The sequence below is a fragment of the Uliginosibacterium silvisoli genome (genome assembly GCF_036017035.1).
GTDB lineage: Bacteria > Pseudomonadota > Gammaproteobacteria > Burkholderiales > Rhodocyclaceae > Viridibacterium > Viridibacterium silvisoli.
The window spans coordinates 157,539-174,974 of sequence record NZ_JAYXHS010000003.1 but is presented as its reverse complement, the minus strand read 5'-3'; the positions used below and the strand labels follow the sequence as shown (position 1 = coordinate 174,974).

At 63.1% G+C, this 17,436-nt stretch carries 16 protein-coding genes; 4 read left to right on the top strand and 12 right to left on the bottom strand.

All coding sequences use genetic code 11. The annotated features are described in order from the left end of the window. Positions 1-49: 49 nt before the first annotated feature. Entirely contained in the window at positions 50-1,060 is a 1,011-nt protein-coding gene (gene gap, locus VVD49_RS15565; protein WP_327600124.1) for a type I glyceraldehyde-3-phosphate dehydrogenase, read from the bottom strand. A gap of 103 nt (positions 1,061-1,163) precedes the next feature. Here gap and VVD49_RS15560 point away from each other — a divergent pair, with 103 nt between their 5' ends. Beyond that, positions 1,164-2,156: a GlxA family transcriptional regulator gene (locus VVD49_RS15560; RefSeq protein WP_327600123.1), complete on the top strand. Its 993-nt coding sequence runs from the start codon at positions 1,164-1,166 to the stop codon at positions 2,154-2,156. 39 nt (positions 2,157-2,195) lie between these two features. On the opposite strand, the gene VVD49_RS15555 is transcribed toward VVD49_RS15560, so the two are convergent. Further along, entirely contained in the window at positions 2,196-3,068 is an 873-nt protein-coding gene (locus tag VVD49_RS15555) for an oxidoreductase (RefSeq protein WP_327600122.1), read from the bottom strand. Positions 3,069-3,247: 179 nt separating this feature from the next. Here VVD49_RS15555 and VVD49_RS15550 point away from each other — a divergent pair, with 179 nt between their 5' ends. Further along, a complete protein-coding gene (locus VVD49_RS15550) occupies positions 3,248-4,165 on the top strand; it encodes a LysR family transcriptional regulator (RefSeq protein ID WP_327600121.1) in 918 nt (305 codons plus the stop codon). Here the strand turns inward: VVD49_RS15550 and VVD49_RS15545 are convergent, their stop codons facing one another. Next, positions 4,166-4,792, bottom strand: a complete 627-nt coding sequence (locus tag VVD49_RS15545; RefSeq protein WP_327600120.1) for a DUF2239 family protein — start codon at positions 4,790-4,792, stop codon at positions 4,166-4,168. A gap of 274 nt (positions 4,793-5,066) precedes the next feature. Between VVD49_RS15545 and yccS the strand changes: the two genes are divergently transcribed. Next, entirely contained in the window at positions 5,067-7,241 is a 2,175-nt protein-coding gene (gene yccS, locus VVD49_RS15540; RefSeq protein WP_327600119.1) for a YccS family putative transporter, read from the top strand. Positions 7,242-7,247: 6 nt separating this feature from the next. Here yccS and VVD49_RS15535 read toward each other — a convergent pair whose 3' ends face one another. Together VVD49_RS15535 and folE are read right to left on the bottom strand one after the other, a co-directional pair. Then, entirely contained in the window at positions 7,248-7,676 is a 429-nt protein-coding gene (locus tag VVD49_RS15535; protein WP_327600118.1) for a BLUF domain-containing protein, read from the bottom strand. A gap of 23 nt (positions 7,677-7,699) precedes the next feature. Continuing rightward, positions 7,700-8,416: a GTP cyclohydrolase I gene (gene folE / locus VVD49_RS15530; RefSeq protein ID WP_327600117.1), complete on the bottom strand. Its 717-nt coding sequence runs from the start codon at positions 8,414-8,416 to the stop codon at positions 7,700-7,702. A gap of 90 nt (positions 8,417-8,506) precedes the next feature. On the opposite strand from folE, the gene VVD49_RS15525 reads away from it, so the two are divergent. Next, positions 8,507-9,538 (top strand): RNA methyltransferase, encoded by a 1,032-nt coding sequence (locus VVD49_RS15525; protein ID WP_327600116.1) that lies wholly within the window; start codon positions 8,507-8,509, stop codon positions 9,536-9,538. Positions 9,539-9,545: 7 nt separating this feature from the next. Here VVD49_RS15525 and VVD49_RS15520 read toward each other — a convergent pair whose 3' ends face one another. From VVD49_RS15520 to VVD49_RS15490, 7 genes are all read right to left on the bottom strand, one after another. Beyond that, positions 9,546-9,761, bottom strand: coding sequence for a DUF3820 family protein (locus VVD49_RS15520; protein WP_327600115.1), 216 nt, complete (start codon positions 9,759-9,761; stop codon positions 9,546-9,548). 411 nt (positions 9,762-10,172) lie between these two features. Further along, a complete protein-coding gene (locus tag VVD49_RS15515; RefSeq protein WP_327600114.1) occupies positions 10,173-11,540 on the bottom strand; it encodes a chloride channel protein in 1,368 nt (455 codons plus the stop codon). 30 nt (positions 11,541-11,570) lie between these two features. Then, a complete protein-coding gene (locus VVD49_RS15510) occupies positions 11,571-13,184 on the bottom strand; it encodes a B12-binding domain-containing radical SAM protein (RefSeq protein WP_327600113.1) in 1,614 nt (537 codons plus the stop codon). A 114-nt stretch (positions 13,185-13,298) separates the two neighbouring features. Continuing rightward, on the bottom strand, positions 13,299-13,769 hold the full coding sequence (locus tag VVD49_RS15505; protein ID WP_327600112.1) for a hypothetical protein: 471 nt from the start codon (positions 13,767-13,769) through the stop codon (positions 13,299-13,301). Positions 13,770-14,183: 414 nt separating this feature from the next. Beyond that, entirely contained in the window at positions 14,184-15,275 is a 1,092-nt protein-coding gene (locus VVD49_RS15500; RefSeq protein WP_327600111.1) for a sensor histidine kinase, read from the bottom strand. A gap of 22 nt (positions 15,276-15,297) precedes the next feature. Then, positions 15,298-16,071, bottom strand: coding sequence for a LytR/AlgR family response regulator transcription factor (locus VVD49_RS15495; protein WP_327600110.1), 774 nt, complete (start codon positions 16,069-16,071; stop codon positions 15,298-15,300). Beyond that, entirely contained in the window at positions 16,064-17,353 is a 1,290-nt protein-coding gene (locus VVD49_RS15490) for a sensor histidine kinase (protein WP_327600109.1), read from the bottom strand. Before VVD49_RS15490 ends, VVD49_RS15495 begins: the two co-directional genes overlap by 8 nt. Positions 17,354-17,436 lie beyond the last annotated feature (83 nt).

Here is a 17,436-nt window from a genome sequence, read left to right as displayed (position 1 = left end):
CTAACGCGGCTGCGGCCCGGCGTTGCACGCCCGCCGGCCCTGAAACATCTCAACCAGCAAAGAGACCGGCAACATCCAGCAGACGGTTCGCGAAGCCCCACTCATTGTCGTACCAGGCGTAAACCTTCACGTGCGTGTCGCCGAGCACCTTGGTGAGCGTGGCGTCGAAAATGCCCGAGGCCGGGTTGTGCACGAAGTCGGCCGACACCAGCGGTTCCTCGTTGTACTGCACGATGCCTTTGAGGCGCCCGTGCTGGCTGGATGTGAGCATGATGCGGTTGATCTCTTCCACCGACGTGGGGCGCGCAGCGACGAAGCTGAGATCGAGCATGCACACGTCCATGGTCGGCACGCGGATCGAGAAGCCGTCGAGGCGGCCCGCAAGCTCCGGCATGACGAGACCGATGGCCGAGGCTGCACCGGTCTTCGTCGGGATCATCGATGCCACGGCCGAGCGCGCCCGGCGCGGGTCTTCGTGATAGACGTCGGTGAGCACCTGGTCGTTGGTGAAGGAGTGGATGGTGGTCATCAGGCCGGTGACGAGGCCGATCTCGTCATGCAGGGGCTTCACCAGCGTGGCAAGGCAGTTGGTGGTGCACGAGCCGATGGCGATGATCGTGTCGTCGGCCTTCAGCAACTCGTCATTCACGCCAAGCACGATGGTGGCATCCACTTCCTTGCCGCCGGGCGCGGAAATGATGACGCGGCGTGCGCCGGCCTGCAGGTGCGCGCTGGCCTTGTCGCGCGTGGCGAAGCGGCCCGTGCATTCGAGCACGAGATCGATCTTGAGCTGGTCCCACGGCAGCTTCGCCGGGTCGCGTTCGGCGAGCACGCTGATGCGGTCACCTGCCACGATGAGGTCATTGCCGTCGATGCGCACTTCACGGTTGAAGCGGCCATGCACGGTGTCGTGGCGCAGCAGGTGAGCGTTGATTTCTGGCGAGCCGAGATCGTTGATGGCAACGATCTGGAAGTTCTTGCGGGTTGCGCTTTCATAAAAAGCGCGCAGTGCGTTGCGACCGATGCGGCCGAAGCCGTTGATGGCGACACGGTAAGTCATGATCTTTTCCTTCTCGGGTTTTGCGAACTTGACAGCGCCAGTGTCTCGCGCGACGCTTGTGGCGTAAACGACTTATTTCCCTCAAATACAGACACACGCGCTCATGGCCCGCCACATCGCCTTTCTCGTCTTCCCCGGCTTCCAGCTGCTCGACCTTTCCGGGCCGCTCGCCGCATTCCAGGTCGCGACCCTGCGCACCAGCACGCCGGAAGCGCCGGCCTACACCTGGGAGGTGTTCGCGGAGCAGGGCGGTCTAGTGATGAGTTCGTGCGGCGTACCGATTTCCTGCGGCAGCATTCCGCCCGACATCCCGACGCATATCGACACGTTGATCGTGTCGGGCGGTACGGGTGCTTGGGAGGCGCGTAACTCGGCGGTGCTACGCGCCTTCATTGCCGCGGCTCCGCAGTTCGCGCGGCGTGTGGCGAGCGTGTGCAATGGCGCGTTGATGCTGGCCAATGCAGGGCTGCTCGATGGCCGTCGCGCGACGACGCACTGGCGCGTCGGCCCGCAATTGCAGCGCGAGCATCCGCGTGCACGCGTCGATAGCGACCGCATTTTCGTGCATGACGGCCAGATATGGACTTCGGCGGGCGTGACGACGGGCATCGATCTCGCGCTGGCGATGATCGAGGAAGACTACGGTGGAGAAGCGGCACGCACGACGGCGCGCGACATGGTGGTGTATCACCGCCGGCCCGGCGGGCAGTCGCAGTTCTCGACCCTGCTGGAGATGGAGCCGGCGTCGGACCGCATCCAGCTCGCCTTGCGTCACGCCCGCGAAAACCTGCGTGAGAACCTGTCGGTGGAGCGACTGGCCGAGGTGGCGTGCCTGAGCCCGCGCCAGTTCAGCCGCTCGTTCCTCGTCGAGACGGGCGCCACGCCCGCCAAGGCGGTCGAACGCCTGCGTGCGGAAGCGGCAAGGCCGCGTATCGAGGAAGGCGTCGAACCGATTGAAGCGATTGCGCGCGATGTCGGCTTCAGCGACCCGGAGCGCATGCGCCGGGCATTCGTACGCGTGTTCGGCCAGCCGCCGCAATCGCTGCGGCGTAGCAGCCGCGCGCCAGACAGCGGGTTGATCAGGAGGGTCAGGTAACCCGCACCGGCTTGCGCCAGTGCGGGTGCGTACCAGTTCTCAGGCTGCCTGCAATACGTCGTGGTCCGTCGAAGTCGCCACGCTCAGCCACTGCGCCAGTTCCGCTTCAACGAAGCGATGTTTCTCCTGCAGCCTGGCAACCGTGTCGCTGCCCAGCTGCAGGCGTTGCGGTGGCGTCGCCGTGTCGGCCAGTTGCAGGATGGCCTGCGAGAGCTTGAGTGGATCGCCGGGTTGTTTGTGATTGGCATCTGCCATCAGGCTGCGCATGGCACCGACCGTCTCCACGTACTCACCGATGCGCACGCCGGTCGATTTGAGCGATGAATCATCGAGGAAGTCGGTGCGGAAGAAGCCGGGCTCGACCACCGTGACCTTGACGCCCAGCGGCGCGAGCTCGTGATACAGCGCTTCGCTCAATCCCTCCACCGCAAACTTGGTCGAGCAATACACACCCCAGGCCGAGTAGGACGAGAAGCCGCCGACGGAAGAGATATTGATGACATGGCCACTGCGCGCGGCACGCATGGCAGGCAGCACGGCGCGTGTGACATGCAGCAGGCCGAACACGTTGGTGTCATACAGGGCGCGCACTTCTTCGGCGGAGGCTTCTTCGACGGCACCGATCAGGCCATAGCCAGCGTTGTTAACCAGCACGTCGATGCGGCCGAAACGTTTTATGGCTTCGCCAGCTGCGTCGGTGGCCTGTGCTTCGTTGGTCACGTCCAGCTTGAGCGCCAGCAGTTGCGGATGCTCGCCGAGTTGATCGATGACGGTTTGCGGATTGCGTGCCGTGGCGACCACGCTGTCGCCGCGCCGGAGCGCGTCGCGTGCGATGAGGGCGCCGAAACCGCGCGAAGCACCGGTGATGAACCAGACCTTGTTGGCGGAAGATGCTGTCGAAATTTGCGTCATGGTGATTCCCCTTTCGTTCGATGACTCCGCACGCGTTTCGATGTGATCGCTGGCTGCGAAGCTGGCGGAACGAATCCTGGGGTACGCCCGACTTTCAAACTAGACGCACCAGGATTGAATCATTAGCAACTCATGGTTGAGAATAGGCTCGATACTTCGCTTTCACTGAAGGGCATGAGATGGATAAATCGAGAGCGCTGGCCTTGTTCCTCGCCGTGGCACGCGCAGGCAGTTTCAGCCGCGCCGCGAGCGATGCCGGCATCACGCCGCAAGCCATGAGCAAGGCGGTCAAGCAACTGGAAGCGGAGCTGGGTGTGCGTCTGCTGCATCGGACCACGCGCAAGCTCAGCCTCACCGATGAAGGCGCGCGGCTGTTCGAGCTGGCCGATCCGGGCCTGCGCCTGCTCGACGATGCGCTGGGCCAGGTGCAGCAAAGTCGTCAGGCCGAGGCGGGGCTGGTGCGCATCACTGCGCCACCCTCCGTGGCGACGCACGTGCTGGTACCGCTGATTGCGGAGTTCCAGGCGGAGTATCCGCAGACGCATTTCGACCTGGTGCTGGAAGACCAATTCACTGATCTGATCGAGTCACGCATCGACGTGGGGTTTCGCAGCGGCAATGCACCGGAGCGCAACGTGGTGGCGCGCCATCTCGGTAATGTGCCGATGAGTATCTGCGCCGCGCCGGCCTACCTTGCACGGCATGGCACACCGGATTCGCTGGAGGCGCTGCTGCGCCAGCATCGCTGCACCGGTTTTCGTCATCCGAAGACAGGCCGCACGATGCCATGGGAGCTGATGGTCGATGGCGAGCTGGTGTTCCAGAACGTGACCAGCGTTTTCAGTTGCGACGACGTTGCGACCGAACATGCCGCGGTGCTGAGCGGTGTGGGCATCGGTCAGTTGCTGGACTTCACGATTGCCGCTGACCTGGCGGCCGGTCGGCTCGTGCGATTGCTGCCCGAGCTTGCGAGCGCGCGCCCGGGCCTCTACATGTACTACGCGCAGCGCACCCAGATCCCGCTGCGCGTGCGCCGCTTCATCGACTTCGTGATTGCTGCTGCAGACCCGAAGCGCGCAGCGGCCGGCACTGCGTGATCAGCCAGCCGGGGTGTCGGCAGGCGAGGCTGCCTGCATCAGTGCCAGCGCGTGCTCGCGCACATCGGCAGGCCAGTTCGCGATGCACTCGCGAAAGACTACCTCGTTGCCCGCGAACAGGGCGCGTGACGCTTCTTCAAAGCCCGCTGCATCGCCCGCCATGGCGCTGATGAAGCGATAGGCCGATTCGCGGGCGAGGCGGATACGATCCGTCTCCTTGCCAGCACGCATGGCGTGTTCGATCAGTTTGCGCAAAGACACCGAGGCTCCGCCCGGTTGCGAGGCGAGCCACTCCCAGTGGCGCGGCATCAAGGTGACCTCGCGCGCCGTCACGCCAAGCTTGGGGCGGCCCGCCGTGCGCGGGGCATCGGCTTGCGGTGCGTCTTCCGGTTGCACAGGCGCAACCGGTTTTGGCACGCCGCGCAGCACGAGAGGCAGCGGCGCGCAAAGATCGATGTCGATACGCTGACTGCTCACAGCGTCGAACATGAAGACGGTGGTTTGCGGTTGTGCATCGACGAACGACTTCGCTTGGGTGGCGACGTCGGTGGGTGCGCCAAAAGAGATACGTTTCGAATCGGCGAAGGCGATCCAGTTGAGCTCGGGGAGCGTTTCAGAGGTGTTCATGCTGGCGTACTCGTTCAAGTAAGGCCTCTAGTTTTACCCGGGTTAAAATAAAAGTCAATAATATCCGGGTAAAATAACCTCTTCGTTGAACGTCTCTGTGTCATGAGCAGCTTCGGGGCAGAGGGGTGCGCCGGGGCGTGCAGCCGGTGCTTGTCCCACGGGATGTTCATTGTTTGGCATGCCGCAACGGCCAGCTTGCCGGCCGGGGGATAATGCAGCCGGGCTGTCGCTGAGTCGCACCCATTGTTTCCCTCGTCTGGAGCCCGTATTTCCGATGTTGCGTAATTCCGGCCTGCTGCGTCGCGTCTGGGCGCATGACAAGACCATAGACAGTATCAAGGTTGCCCTGGCCCTGTTGGGGGTGATCGGCGTGAGCTTGTGGTTCGACCGCCAGCACTGGGTGATCAGCCTGATCCTCGGCGTGATCGCGTCGGCGCTGGCCGAGACGGAGGATCGTGTTTCGGGGCGGCTCAAGAGCCTGTTCTTGCTGCTCATCTGCTTCGCCGTTGCGTCGTTTTCGGTGAAGCTGTTGTTTCCCTACCCGTGGCTGTTCGTGATCGGGTTGATGACGTCGACCTTTGCCTTCGTCATGCTGGGCGCGGCGGGCGAGCGTTACGCCACCATTGCGCTAGGGTCGCTGATCCTGGCGGTCTACACCATGCTGGTGGCCGATCACGCGGCGGTGGAGGGCGAGGCGACGTGGTGGCAACCGGTGCTGCTGCTGAGTGGTGCCATCTGGTACGGCCTGCTGTCCTTGCTGGCGGCGGCGCTGTTCCGCACGCGCGCTTCGCGGCAGAGTCTGGCGCACGTGTTCAATGCGCTGTCGACTTATCTGGCGCTCAAGGCGGCCTTGCTGGAGCCGGTCAGCGGGCGTGACGAGAACGCGCAGCGCCTGGCGCTGGCGGACCAGAACGGTCGCCTCGTCGATGCGCTGAACAAGGCGCGCGAAGTGCTGATCCGCTGGGTGCAAGACAGCCGGCCATCACCTGATGGCACGCGCCACCTGAAATGGTATTTCCTCGCGCAGGACGTGCATGAGCGCGCCAGCTCGGCGCATTACCCGTATCGCGCGCTGACCGATGCTTTCGCGCGCAGCGACATCCTGTTCCGCGCGCAACGGCTCATGCGCGTACAGGCATCCGCTTGTGCGCGGCTGGCCGACGCGATCCTGCGCGGCATCCCGTTCGACTACGGCCGCGACGGTGTGCTGGCGCTCGATGAGCTCAGCGCGGCTTTGCAATACGTGCAGGATCATCCCGCGCCCGAGTGGTCGCGTCTCGTCGACTCCCTGGCGGATCTGTGCCGCAACATCACGACCATAGAGCGCTTGCTGGCCAATGCAGGCAATCCGGACAGTTTGCGGACAGAGGAAGACAGCAGCCTGCGCGACGGGAGTCCCCAAACGCTGGGCGAGATGTGGCGGCGCATCCGCGTAAACCTGACGCCCGAGTCGAGTCGCTTCCGGCACGGCCTGCGCTTGTCGCTGGCACTGGCGGCGGGCTATGGCTTGCTGCATCTGTTCAAACTGCCGCAGGGCTACTGGGTCATGCTGACCACGTTGTTCGTGTGCCAACCGAGTTACAGCGGGACCTGGCGGCGCATGGGCCAGCGTATTGGTGGCACCGTGCTCGGGCTGCTGGCTGCGTCGCTCTTCATCCTCACGTTTCCGCAGGTGCCGGCGCAATTGGCGCTCATCGTCGTGGCGGGCGTTGCGTTTTTTGCCCTGCGTGCGGATCGCTATCTGCTCGCCACGGCCTGCATCACGGTGCTGGTGTTGATCTGTTTCAACCAGGTCGGTAGCGGCTACGCGCTGATCTGGCCGCGCCTGCTCGACACGGTTATCGGCGCCTTGCTGGCAAGCGTGGTGGTCGCTTGCGTCTTGCCGGACTGGCAGGGGCGTCATCTGCATCAGGCGATGGCGAGCACCATCCAGAATTCCGGCAGCTACCTGGCGTCGATTCTTGGCCAGTACCGCCAAGGCAAGCACGACGACTTGCCTTATCGCGTTGCCCGACGCGATGCACATAACGCCGATGCCGAGTTGTCGCGCACCTTGTCCAGCATGCTGGGCGAGCCAGACAAGTACCAGTTGGCCCCCGATCTGGCATTCCGCTTCCTGTGTGTCAGCCACACCTTGCTGGGCTACATCTCCGCACTCGGTGCCCATCGCGAACAGGTCGCACAGTGGCAACACGGCACGCTGATCGAGAACGTGGCTGGCGTCATCGCAGACGCACTGAAAGGGATGGCGGAGAGCCTGGCTGCGCGGCAGCCACGCGCGACTTTTGCGCTCGACGCGAATCTCGCCCAGCAACTGGATGACGTGCCGACCGGCGCCAGTGCTGCCGAGCGCCGCGTGGTGCGGCAGCTGGCATTGATCTATCGCATGCTGCCCGAAGTGTCGGAGCTTTCCGCCGGCTTCGCGACGGCGGATATCAAGCAGGCCTGAGCGCGCTCAACTGCAGCGTGTCAACACCGAGGCCGTGGCGATCAGCTCGTCGAGCAGCGCCATCGAGGCCTTGCCCGAACAGTTGAAGGGGTTGAGGCTGGGCTTCTCGGCGTACTTGAGCAACAGCGAGGGATTGACCTTGGCGGTATTGACGTGGCCCATGGTCCAGCCGCCGAAGCGTCGTTCGCTGATCTCTTCGTAGCTGAGGATGCGCACGTGGTCGTGGCGGGTATCACGCACGATGGTGTTGTAGAGGTCATTGACCTCGTCGCGACCGCCTTCCAGCACCTGCATGAAGAGGTCATCGCTGTAACAGAGCATGCCGGTGATGCCCAGCGCCGCATTGTGCTCGCGGGACTTCTTGAGGATGCTGTCGACGATCTCCGCGGTGAGCGGTGCGGCGGCGTGGCTGGCGTAATGCAGGCGGACTAGCATGGCGACCTCATTTCCGGGATTGATCAGGGTTTGATGAGCGAAAGGAATTCGCGGCGCAGGCTGGCATCCTTGAGGAAGGAGCCGCGCATCACGCTATTGGTCATCTTTGTTTCGGAGTCCTTCACGCCGCGCCAGTGCATGCAAAAGTGATCGGCTTCCATGACGACGGCAAGCCCGTCCGGATTGACCTTGTTCATCAGCACCTCGGCCATCTGCGTGATGGCCTCTTCCTGGATCTGCGGCCGGCTCATGATCCACTCGGCGAGGCGCGAGTACTTGGACAAGCCGATCAGGTTGGAATGCTCATTGGGCATCAGGCCGATCCACAGCCGGCCCATGATGGGGCAGAAGTGGTGGCTGCAGGCGCTGCGCACAGTGATCGGGCCGACGATCATCAGCTCGTTGAGGCGTTCTGCGTTCGGGAATTCGGTCACCGGCGGCGCAGGCACATAGCGGCCACGGAAGACTTCGTTGAGGTACATCTTGGCGACACGACGTGCCGTGTCCTGCGTGTTGTGGTCGCTCTCGGTGTCGATGACGAGGCTTTCGAGTACGCCCTGCATCTTGCCGGCGACTTCCTCGAGCAGGCGTTCCATTTCGCCCGGCTCGATGAAGGCGGAGATATTGTCGTTGGCGTGAAAGCGCTTGCCGGCGCGCTGGATGCGCTCGCGGATCGTCGTCGATACGGCGTTCGCGGCGAGCGTGTATTGCTTGTCTTGCCCGGAGGGTTTTTCACTCATTGTCTGGCGTGGGGGCTTGTTGTCAGAGGAGTGCACTATGCGCCAAACGGGGGCCATCTGTTAACATCGGCGCCTCACTAGATTACCCCTATGCGCATCCAGGACATCCAGCAACGCTTGCGCGATCACGGCGCGAAAACCGGCCACGAACAGCGTGTGCTGCGCGCTTGGCTGCGCGCGCAGGCGCTTGATGCCGGGCCACAGAAGCGTCTGGTGCAGGACGTTCTGCCGAAGAGTGTGCGCGAAATCTTGCCTGCCCTGAGTACAGAGCTTGAGACGCTGGCCCGCGTGAAATCCGAACACCCGGCGCAGGATGGCTCGGCGCGCCTGCTGGTCGAGCTGGCCGATGGCCAGACCGTCGAAAGCGTGCTGCTGCCGCGCGACGGCGTGTGCGTATCCACCCAGGTGGGCTGCGCGGTCGGCTGCACTTTCTGCATGACTGGCCGCGAGGGCTTGCTGCGTCAGGTCGGTAGCGCCGAGATCGTGGCGCAGGTGATCCTCGCGCGTGCGCGGCGGCCGGTGAAGAAGGTGGTGTTCATGGGCATGGGCGAGCCTGCCCACAACCTCGACAACGTATTCGAAGCCATCGAGCTGCTCGGCACGCTGGGCCAGATCGGCCACAAGCAGATCGTGTTCTCGACTGTAGGCGATCGCCGCGCTTTCGAGCGCTTGCCACTCGGTGTGGTGAAACCCGCGCTGGCGCTATCACTGCACACGACGCGTGCCGATCTGCGCGAGCAACTGCTGCCACGCGCACCACGCATCGATCCGGCAGAGCTGGTCGAGCTCGGCGAGAAATACGCGCGCGATACGGGCTATCCGATCCAGTACCAATGGACCTTGCTGGAGGGCGTGAATGACAGTGACGAGGAAGTCGAGGGCATCATCAAGCTGCTTACCGGCAAATATGCGTTGATGAATTTCATCCCCTACAACACGATCGCCGATCTGCCCTACAAGCGGCCCAGCTGGCAGCGCGCGGCGACCATGGCCGGCATGCTGCATCAGCGCGGCATCCTGTCGCGGCTGCGCAATTCGGCAGGGCAGGACGTGGAGGGCGGCTGCGGTCAGCTGCGTGCGCGCACGGCGCGGGTGGAGTTCAAGCGCAAGCTCTCTACGTAGCCATCGGCTACGTTTTCTTGCGCAAGGGATCCAGCAACATCCTCAGGTTGTTGTGATCCAGCTCGTACATGATGGCCAACAACTGGCCGAGCTGTCCCTTGGGAAAACCTTCGCGCGCAAACCAGGCGAGATACGGGCCAGGCAGGTCGGCAAGCAGGCGATCCTGGTATTTGCCGTAAGGCATCATTTGAGTAACGAGAAGCTCGAGATCTCGAGGATGCATGGCGTCCGCAACGGATAGCAGTCGCGCTGCGGACTCAAGATGATGAGCTTGAACTGGCCTCGCTGGAGGCAGAGGAGCTGGCGCTTGATGTAGCAGAGGAGGCGGCGGACGAATCGCCACGGCCAGGAGCGATTGGGGGCGCATTGGGCGTGCGATCCTCACCGCTTGATCCACCGCAACTGCACAAGAAAATCCCGATCAGCCCCACCATGATCTGACGGCAGATTGCGAAGGGGACTGCAGGTAGATGGTTCATGAGCGGCCTCTATCAAAAAATGAGATTGGTCCAGCCGATAATGCCGGCTGGTTTGCACCCTGCTTATTATAAGCCGTTGTTTACGGCAGGTCTTGCAAATATGGATCGAGCATCTGAACGGCTGGCTGGAGGAGACAAAAGTCTTCAAGCCGCCCCTAGCGTTCGGACGGAGGCGTTGCGGCAAGCTGCGTGTGTTCGCTATCGCGCGCCTTTTCGTACTCGATCATGGCCAGCGTGTGATAAAGCGGCGGGCTCAGCAATCTGGATATGGCGGAGGCCAGCAGCGCGGTCGCCATCAGGCCGATGATGAGCGAGTAGCCGTCCACCATCTCCATCACGATGACGAAGGAGGTGATCGGCGCCTGGGTCACGGCGGCGAGGAAGCCTGTCATGCACAATGCGATCAGCATGCTCTGTGTGGCCGGGGTGCCCAGCATGTCGCTGAGCGTGTTGCCGATGCCGGCGCCAATGGAAAGCGATGGCGCGAAGATGCCGCCGGGCAAGCCGCTCAGGTACGCCGTCACGGTGGCAATGAATTTTGCTGGCGCAAAATACCAGGGCAACTCGCCATAGCCGTGCAGGACCTGCAGCGTCTGCTCGTAGCCACTGCCGAAGGTAAGGCCGCCCGAGACGATGCCGAGCAAGGCTACAAGCAGGCCACACAATGCCGCAAAGCGGATCGGGTGATGCCTGCGATAGTCCGCGACCCGGCCTGTCCAGCGCGTTGCGGCCAGGATCAGCATGCGTGCGAACACGCCACCTGCGAGGCCTGTGCTCAGCGTGGCGAGCGCCACGCAGGCCAGCAGCACGCTGTCATTGCTTTCGATCAGGACATGACCGAAGTAGTGGCCGCCGCCCATGAATACCTTGGACACGACGCCGGCCAGTACGATGGCCGTAATCACCAGGCCGCTCATGCGCGCTTCGACGCTGCGGCTCATTTCTTCGATGGCAAAGATGATGCCCGCCAGGGGCGTGTTGAAGGCCGCTGCAATTCCGGCGGAGCCGCCCGCGACGAGCAGGTGATGGCGCTGGATGCCGAGGGAGCGTGGCAGATGGCGGTGTACGGCTGCCATGATGGAGGCGCCGACCTGCACGGTGGGGCCTTCGCGGCCGAGGGAGAAGCCGGAACCGACCGCCATGACGCCGACGCCGATCTTGCCGGCCGCGATGCGTAGCGAGAGGAGCGGGCGGAGATCGTCGTCTTCCCGGCGCATCTCGGCCAGGGTCTGCGGAATGCCACTGCCGGCTGCGGCGGAAAAGAAGCGCCGTGTCAGGAACACGCACAAGGCGCCTGCCAGCGGCGTGACCAGCAAGGGCAGGAGGGGCATGTGTTCGTGTGCGTGCCTGAAAACACCACTCATCGCATCTGCTGATTTTGCGAACGCCACAGCGAGCAGGCCGACGATGATCGCGCCGCCCCAGAAAATTGCGCGCCCGAGCGCCATGCGAAGGTGGGCGATGTGGCGGGGACGCTCTTGCCGCAGGTATGTGGCAAGCCTGGAGAAGTAAAAACGGTTCATGTTGCGATCTCCCGTCCCTGCGGTGGTACGTCAGCGCTCTGCTTCGGCGACGAGGTCTTGATGCGGGCCAGCCGGGCCGACTGCCCGATTATCCGCGTGTTGTGTCTGGCGCTGCTGGAGTTTCGATGCAGCGCGCGAGACAGGTGCCGGGCGCTGGCCGAGCAGGCCTTGCAGACACTCGGGGTTGGCCCGCGCGCCGCTGGCGAGGTAGTCGGCCAGCAAGGTCTCGCGGACGATGTCGATGGGCTGCCCGCGTGGCCCCGTCAGGTAATCGAACACCGCGTCGAGCAGCATCTCGGGAGTCAGGCCGCTGGTTTTCTCCGTGGTGTGCCATAGCCAGTCGGAGAAATGCATGAATGCTTCGAAGGCTGAAGGCCCCTGCATCAGCAAGACCATGGCGCGCGTGAAGCGGCCCGAGTTGGCGACGAGATCCCAATAGCGTGCCAGTCGTTTGAAACGCTGCATCGTCGGTGCGTCGACCGAACTCGTCTGTTGCACGATGTAAGGCGGCTGTGCGTCGTACGCCATGTCGAACGTGATGCTGTGGCGCACGATGGGCGTACCTCGCAGGCGTTTGAGGATGCCGAGCTGTATTTCGTGTGGGCCGATGGCATGCAGACGATCGAAGCCTTCAGCAAAGGATGCCAGGGTTTCGCCGGGCAGGCCGAAGATCAGGTCGGTGTGCAGATGGGCGTGGCTCGCCGTCATCAACCAGCGCAAGTTCGCTTCGGTCTTCGCATTGTCCTGGCGGCGCGAGATGGTCTGTTGCACCTCGGGATTGAAGCTCTGGATGCCAATCTCGAACTGCAGCACGCCAGGCGGGAACTGGGCGATGACGTCTTTCAGGCGGTCGGGTAAATGATCCGGAATCACCTCGAAGTGCACAAACAGGTCGGGCGACAAGCGTTCCAGGAAGAACTGCAGGATGCGGATGGAGGCGTCGATCTTCAGGTTGAAGGTGCGATCCACGAACTTGAAATTCCGCGCACCACGTGTGTAGAGCTGATCCAATTCGGCGAGGAAAGCGTCGAGTGAAAAAGCCCACGCCGTCTTGTCGAGCGAGCTGAGACAGAACTCGCATTTGAACGGACAGCCACGCGAGGCTTCGACGTAAAGCAGGCGATGCGCCAGATCATCATCGCTGTATTCCGCGTACGGCATGACGACCTCATCCAGCGCGGGCTGCTCGCCGACGATGATTTTCATGAGCGGTTGCGGACCGTGCAGCAGGGCGTGGCAGAGCTTCGGGAAACTTACGTCGCCCCAGCCGGTGATGAGGTGATCGGCAAGGCGCACGATCTCCTGCTCCTGATATTCGTAGCTGACTTCGGGCCCGCCAAGCACCACCTTGATCGCCGGGCGGGCGATCTTCAGCAGGCGCACGACTTCAGTGGTTTGCGTCACATTCCAGATGTACACGCCGAAGCCGACAATCTGAACGCCCTCAGCTTCGCCGAGTTCGTCAAGCAATGCAGCGACGATATCCCGCGGCGCGCGCGCAATCGTGAACTCGCGCAGCGCGGTTTGTGCCCGCAGCTCTTCGCTGCCATGCCGCGCCATATTGGCGAGCAGGTAGCGCAGGCCGAGGGAGGCGTGGATATATTTCGCGTTGAGCGTGCTGAGGATGATGCGTGGGCGTGACATGCCGGCAATTATCCCGGAACCCCCTGCCATCGCCCAGTCTGCCGGGCGTGGAAAAGAAGAAAGCCGGACGAGTCCGGCTTTCCTTGCTGCGTCATGCGGCAGGCCAGGGCAGGCTTACTTCGCGCCTGCTGCCTTGATGTCGGCCTGGCCTTTGGCTTCAACAGCCTCGGTCTTCGACGTGGCCTTCACCTTGGCGCCGGCGGCTTCGACGACATCCTTGTCCGCCTTGACCACCGCATTCACCTTGGCCTTGTCAGCCTTGGCATCGGCCTTGGCGGCGGTTTTGTCAGCCTTTGCCTCGGCCTTGGTGGCATCTTCCGGATCTGCCTTGGCAGCCTTCTCGTAAGCCTTGCTCTTGGTCTTGTCAGCGTCGGCATCTGCCTTGTCGATGGTCTTGTTGGCCTTGGTGACGGCCTTGTCTACCTTCTCGTCCGCCTTGGCGTGCTCCTTGGCTTCCTTTTCGGCGGCCTTGGTATTGGCCTTCTCCGCTTTCACTTCAGCCTTGGTGACATCGTCAGCGGCGAAAGTCGTGTGGGCAGTCGTTGCCAGCAGGCCGGCAATCAGGGCAGCAGTGATCTTGTTCATGTTGTCGTTCCTCATATGTCTGTGATTCATGAATATCCCAGGTGCATTGTGGGTGGCTGCGTTCAACGATCAGGTGGCTCGTCACCACTTGTCCGCGCACCCGTCCTGGAGGTTCCGATCGATTTTTCTCGAAGGTGTCGCGTCGTTGCGCCACGTTCTGTGTCGTGTCGTTGAAGACACGCCTGTTTCCTCAGCAGCCGGCGTGCCCGAGGGCGCAGGCCGGGCTTGCAGATGGGCCTCCCGGACCCGTCTGAGGCCGCTGCGACAGGGGTGGGCGGCGCGTCTGCGTTCAGCCCATGCGCTTGTCGTCGCGGGACTGGCAGGCTGGCTGTACGTAAATTTCGCGTGCAGACGTAATGAAGAAAAGCTGTCGCGCGTGCCGGATGGTTTGCCGGGATGCGGCTTCTGCAACGCTCAAGCGCGTGCCTGCAGGCTCGCCACGCTGATGTGTACGCAAGCGCGGGTACCGCGTGGCACCTGTGCCTGGACGTAGAGCGCTGCGTGCCGGCCGAACAGCGCAGCGAGGCGCTCGCGCACGTTTTCCAGCCCGCTGTTGTTGCTGTGAGGCTTGGGTGGCGTGTGATCAAGGCCGACTCCGGTATCGGCAACCTCAATCTGCAGCGTGTCAGCGCTGCGTACGGCCCGCACGACGATGTGCCCGCCGGTGGTCGACGGTTCGATGCCGTGGATGACGGCGTTCTCGACGAGTGGTTGCAACAGCATGGGCGGGAAGGGCAGCCTGGCACAGTCGGCTGCGCACTCGACATGGATGTGCAAGCGGTCGGGCAGCCTGATGGCCATGATCTTCAGATAGGCTTCGAGCAAAGCCAGCTCGGTTGCCAGCAGTGTCGTCGTTTCGCGGTTATGCGACAGCGATGCCTGCAGGTAGTGCTGCAAATGCGCGAGCAAGGCGCGGGCATCTTTTGGCGACTGGCAGATCAATGCGTTGAGATTGGCCAGGGTGTTGAACAGGAAGTGCGGTTCGACCTGGGCCTGCAGGGCGCGCAAGCGCGCAGCCAGTGCCGCCCGTTGTGCGCGCTGGCCGCGCCATTGTTCGTGGGCGACGCGCCAGCGGATGCTGAAATACACCGTGCCGAGGATGGCGGAACTGATCACGGCCAGCGTGATGACGAAGCCGCCATGCTGCTGCAACAGGCTATCGACGTCGCGTCTGAAAAGCCCGTGGACCGCGGAGAGGCCTGCCACCAGGCCGCCCGGCACACCGATCAGAAGATGCCATGGGAATTTCTCGGAGTGTGGTGGCAGCAGGAATTGGCGCACCCAGCGCATGCTGACCGCGCCGAGCAGCATGCACGAGCCGAGGATCTGGAAGCACAGGATGCCGCGCCAGAAATCCTGCCAGGGCAGAAGGATGACCGTGATTGCGAGACCGCCGACAAAATTTACGACGACACTTGCCGGTAGCAGGCCGAGCACATACAGGCCGTATTCCCGCTGCGTGATCGTCGCGTGGCGGGTGCCGCCTGGGGTCTCTATGGAATCCATGCCCGCTATGCCGGAGTCCGTGCTACATCGGCTTGAAGCGATGTGAGAACTGACGACTGACGACGAGCTTGTGGAGGTTGTCGCGCATGTTGAGACGTACGCGTCCCATCTTGTCGCGATCTGCGCTGACGATGGCCTGTGCATTGACGATCAGGCCGCGATGGACTTGCCAGAAATGCTCGGGATCGAGGCTCGCCAGCAGGTCGCGCAGCGCGGTGCGTATCAGTGTCTCTCCCTCCGGTGTGATGACAGAAACATACTTGTCGCGCGCTTCGAAATAGAGCACCTCTTCAACGGGGATGAGGCGTACCGATTGTTCGGTGCCGGCGCGTATGTAGCGCAGCGCCTGTTGCGCGCGCTGGGTGCCCGGCACAAGCTGCCGCAACTGGCAGAGCAGATCGTCGAGCGCCGGCTTCTGATCGCGCGCGAGACGCTCCTTGAGCCGTTCGACGCACAAGGCAAGTCGTTCGCATTCCACGGGTTTGAGCAGGTAGTCCAGCGCGGCAGCATCGAATGCGGCCAGCGCATATTGATCGAAGGCCGTGACGAAGACCATCAACGGGACATGGGCCTCCTTGCAAAGCTCGCGTGCGACGGTAATGCCGTCGCAGCCAGGCATGCGCACGTCGAGAAAGACGATATCGGGTTGCTCCCGGCGTGCGAGATGGAGGGCTTCGTCGCCGCTGGCGGCGACGCCGATGCAGATCGCCTCCGGCCAATGCCGGCGCAAGAGCATTGCCAGCTCGGTGGCGAGCGCCGGTTCGTCTTCAGCGATGAGGTAGCTGTATCTAGGCAAACTGGAATCCTCTCGATCGGTCGATGGGGACGCGCATGACAATCCCGCTTTCCGGAGCGTAGCTGTCCGCGTGCAGCAGGCTTGCGTGGACGCCGAAGAGGGCATGGAGTCGGTTGGCGACCTCCTGCAACGGTGCGTCCTTGCGTGAAAGTGCCGCGCTCAGCCTGCCGGCCGCATCGCGGAGGCGTATTTCGACATGCTTGTCGGCGCGGTTCGCCGCGATCGCAATCCGGGCGCCATCTTCAGCGCGGGCGATCGCCAGTTCGACAAGGGGCTGCAGCAGCATGGGCGGAAAGTCGAGTGTTGTGCAGTCCTCCGCGCAACTCAGGGTGGAGTGCACCTGGCCGTCGCGTCTCGCGCTGGCGATGCCGAGGTAGGCCTCCAGGAGCGCGAACTCCGCTTCCAGCGTGGCGAGCTTGCCGCGGGCTTGCGACAGGGAGGTCCGCAGGTAGCGGTTCAGCAATGTCAGCAGGCCACGCGCATCCTCGGGGGCCTCTTCGATCCGGGCATCGATGGCGCGCAAGGTGCCAAACAGGAAGTCCGGGTCGACCTGCGCCTGCAATGTGCGTAACTGTGCTTCGAGCGACTCCCGCTCGGCTGTCTCGGCGAGGCGGCGATGTTTCAGCAGGCGCATGCGCACATCATGATAGAGCGCCGCAGCCGCGACCAAGGCAAACGACAGGGCCGGTACCGTGAGCGCCATTGGCGAGTATTGCGGCAGAAATTGCATGCCGAGGTCGTGCCACATGAAGTAGCGCCAGATCCAGACGCCGAGCCCGATACCCGGCACCAGTGCAGCAAGATACAAGGCACGCGGTAGATCGATGGCGCGCATCAGGAGTGCCGGTATCACGCCTGCAAGCAGCGCGGCCAGGCCGCTCAGGATTGCCACGCCAATTCGTGCCGAGTCGTTGGCGCCGGTTGCATGTAACCAGAGCATCAACACCAGCAGACCGAATATGGAAAATGCCAGAACAATAATGAAGTGGGCTCTTGGCATTGCGTGTGATGTCTCTGACGGGGCGGAGGCGGGGCCGTGATTCTGGTTATGGTTGTAGGCATGGGCTGAATCGCTTGGCCTCACGCGAGGCGGGTATTTTGCGCGTTCGGGCCGCACGCCGCGCGTGCATTGCAGCAGTCCGGCCGGAGTTTCAGCCCATGCCTTGTTGTCGTGTTGTTTTGTGACCGAGAACATTGCCGGAGTATCCAGAACCGCTAAAAACGCGTTGCCAAACCTGCGGGAGCGTATGCTTCGTCGCCAACGGGCGATCGCAGCCTGCATGGCACGCGCGCTTGCGTCGCGGGCGAGGCGATCCGGCTGCTCTTCGTTCGCGCGGCTGTATTGCAGCTCGCGCCACTTGTTTG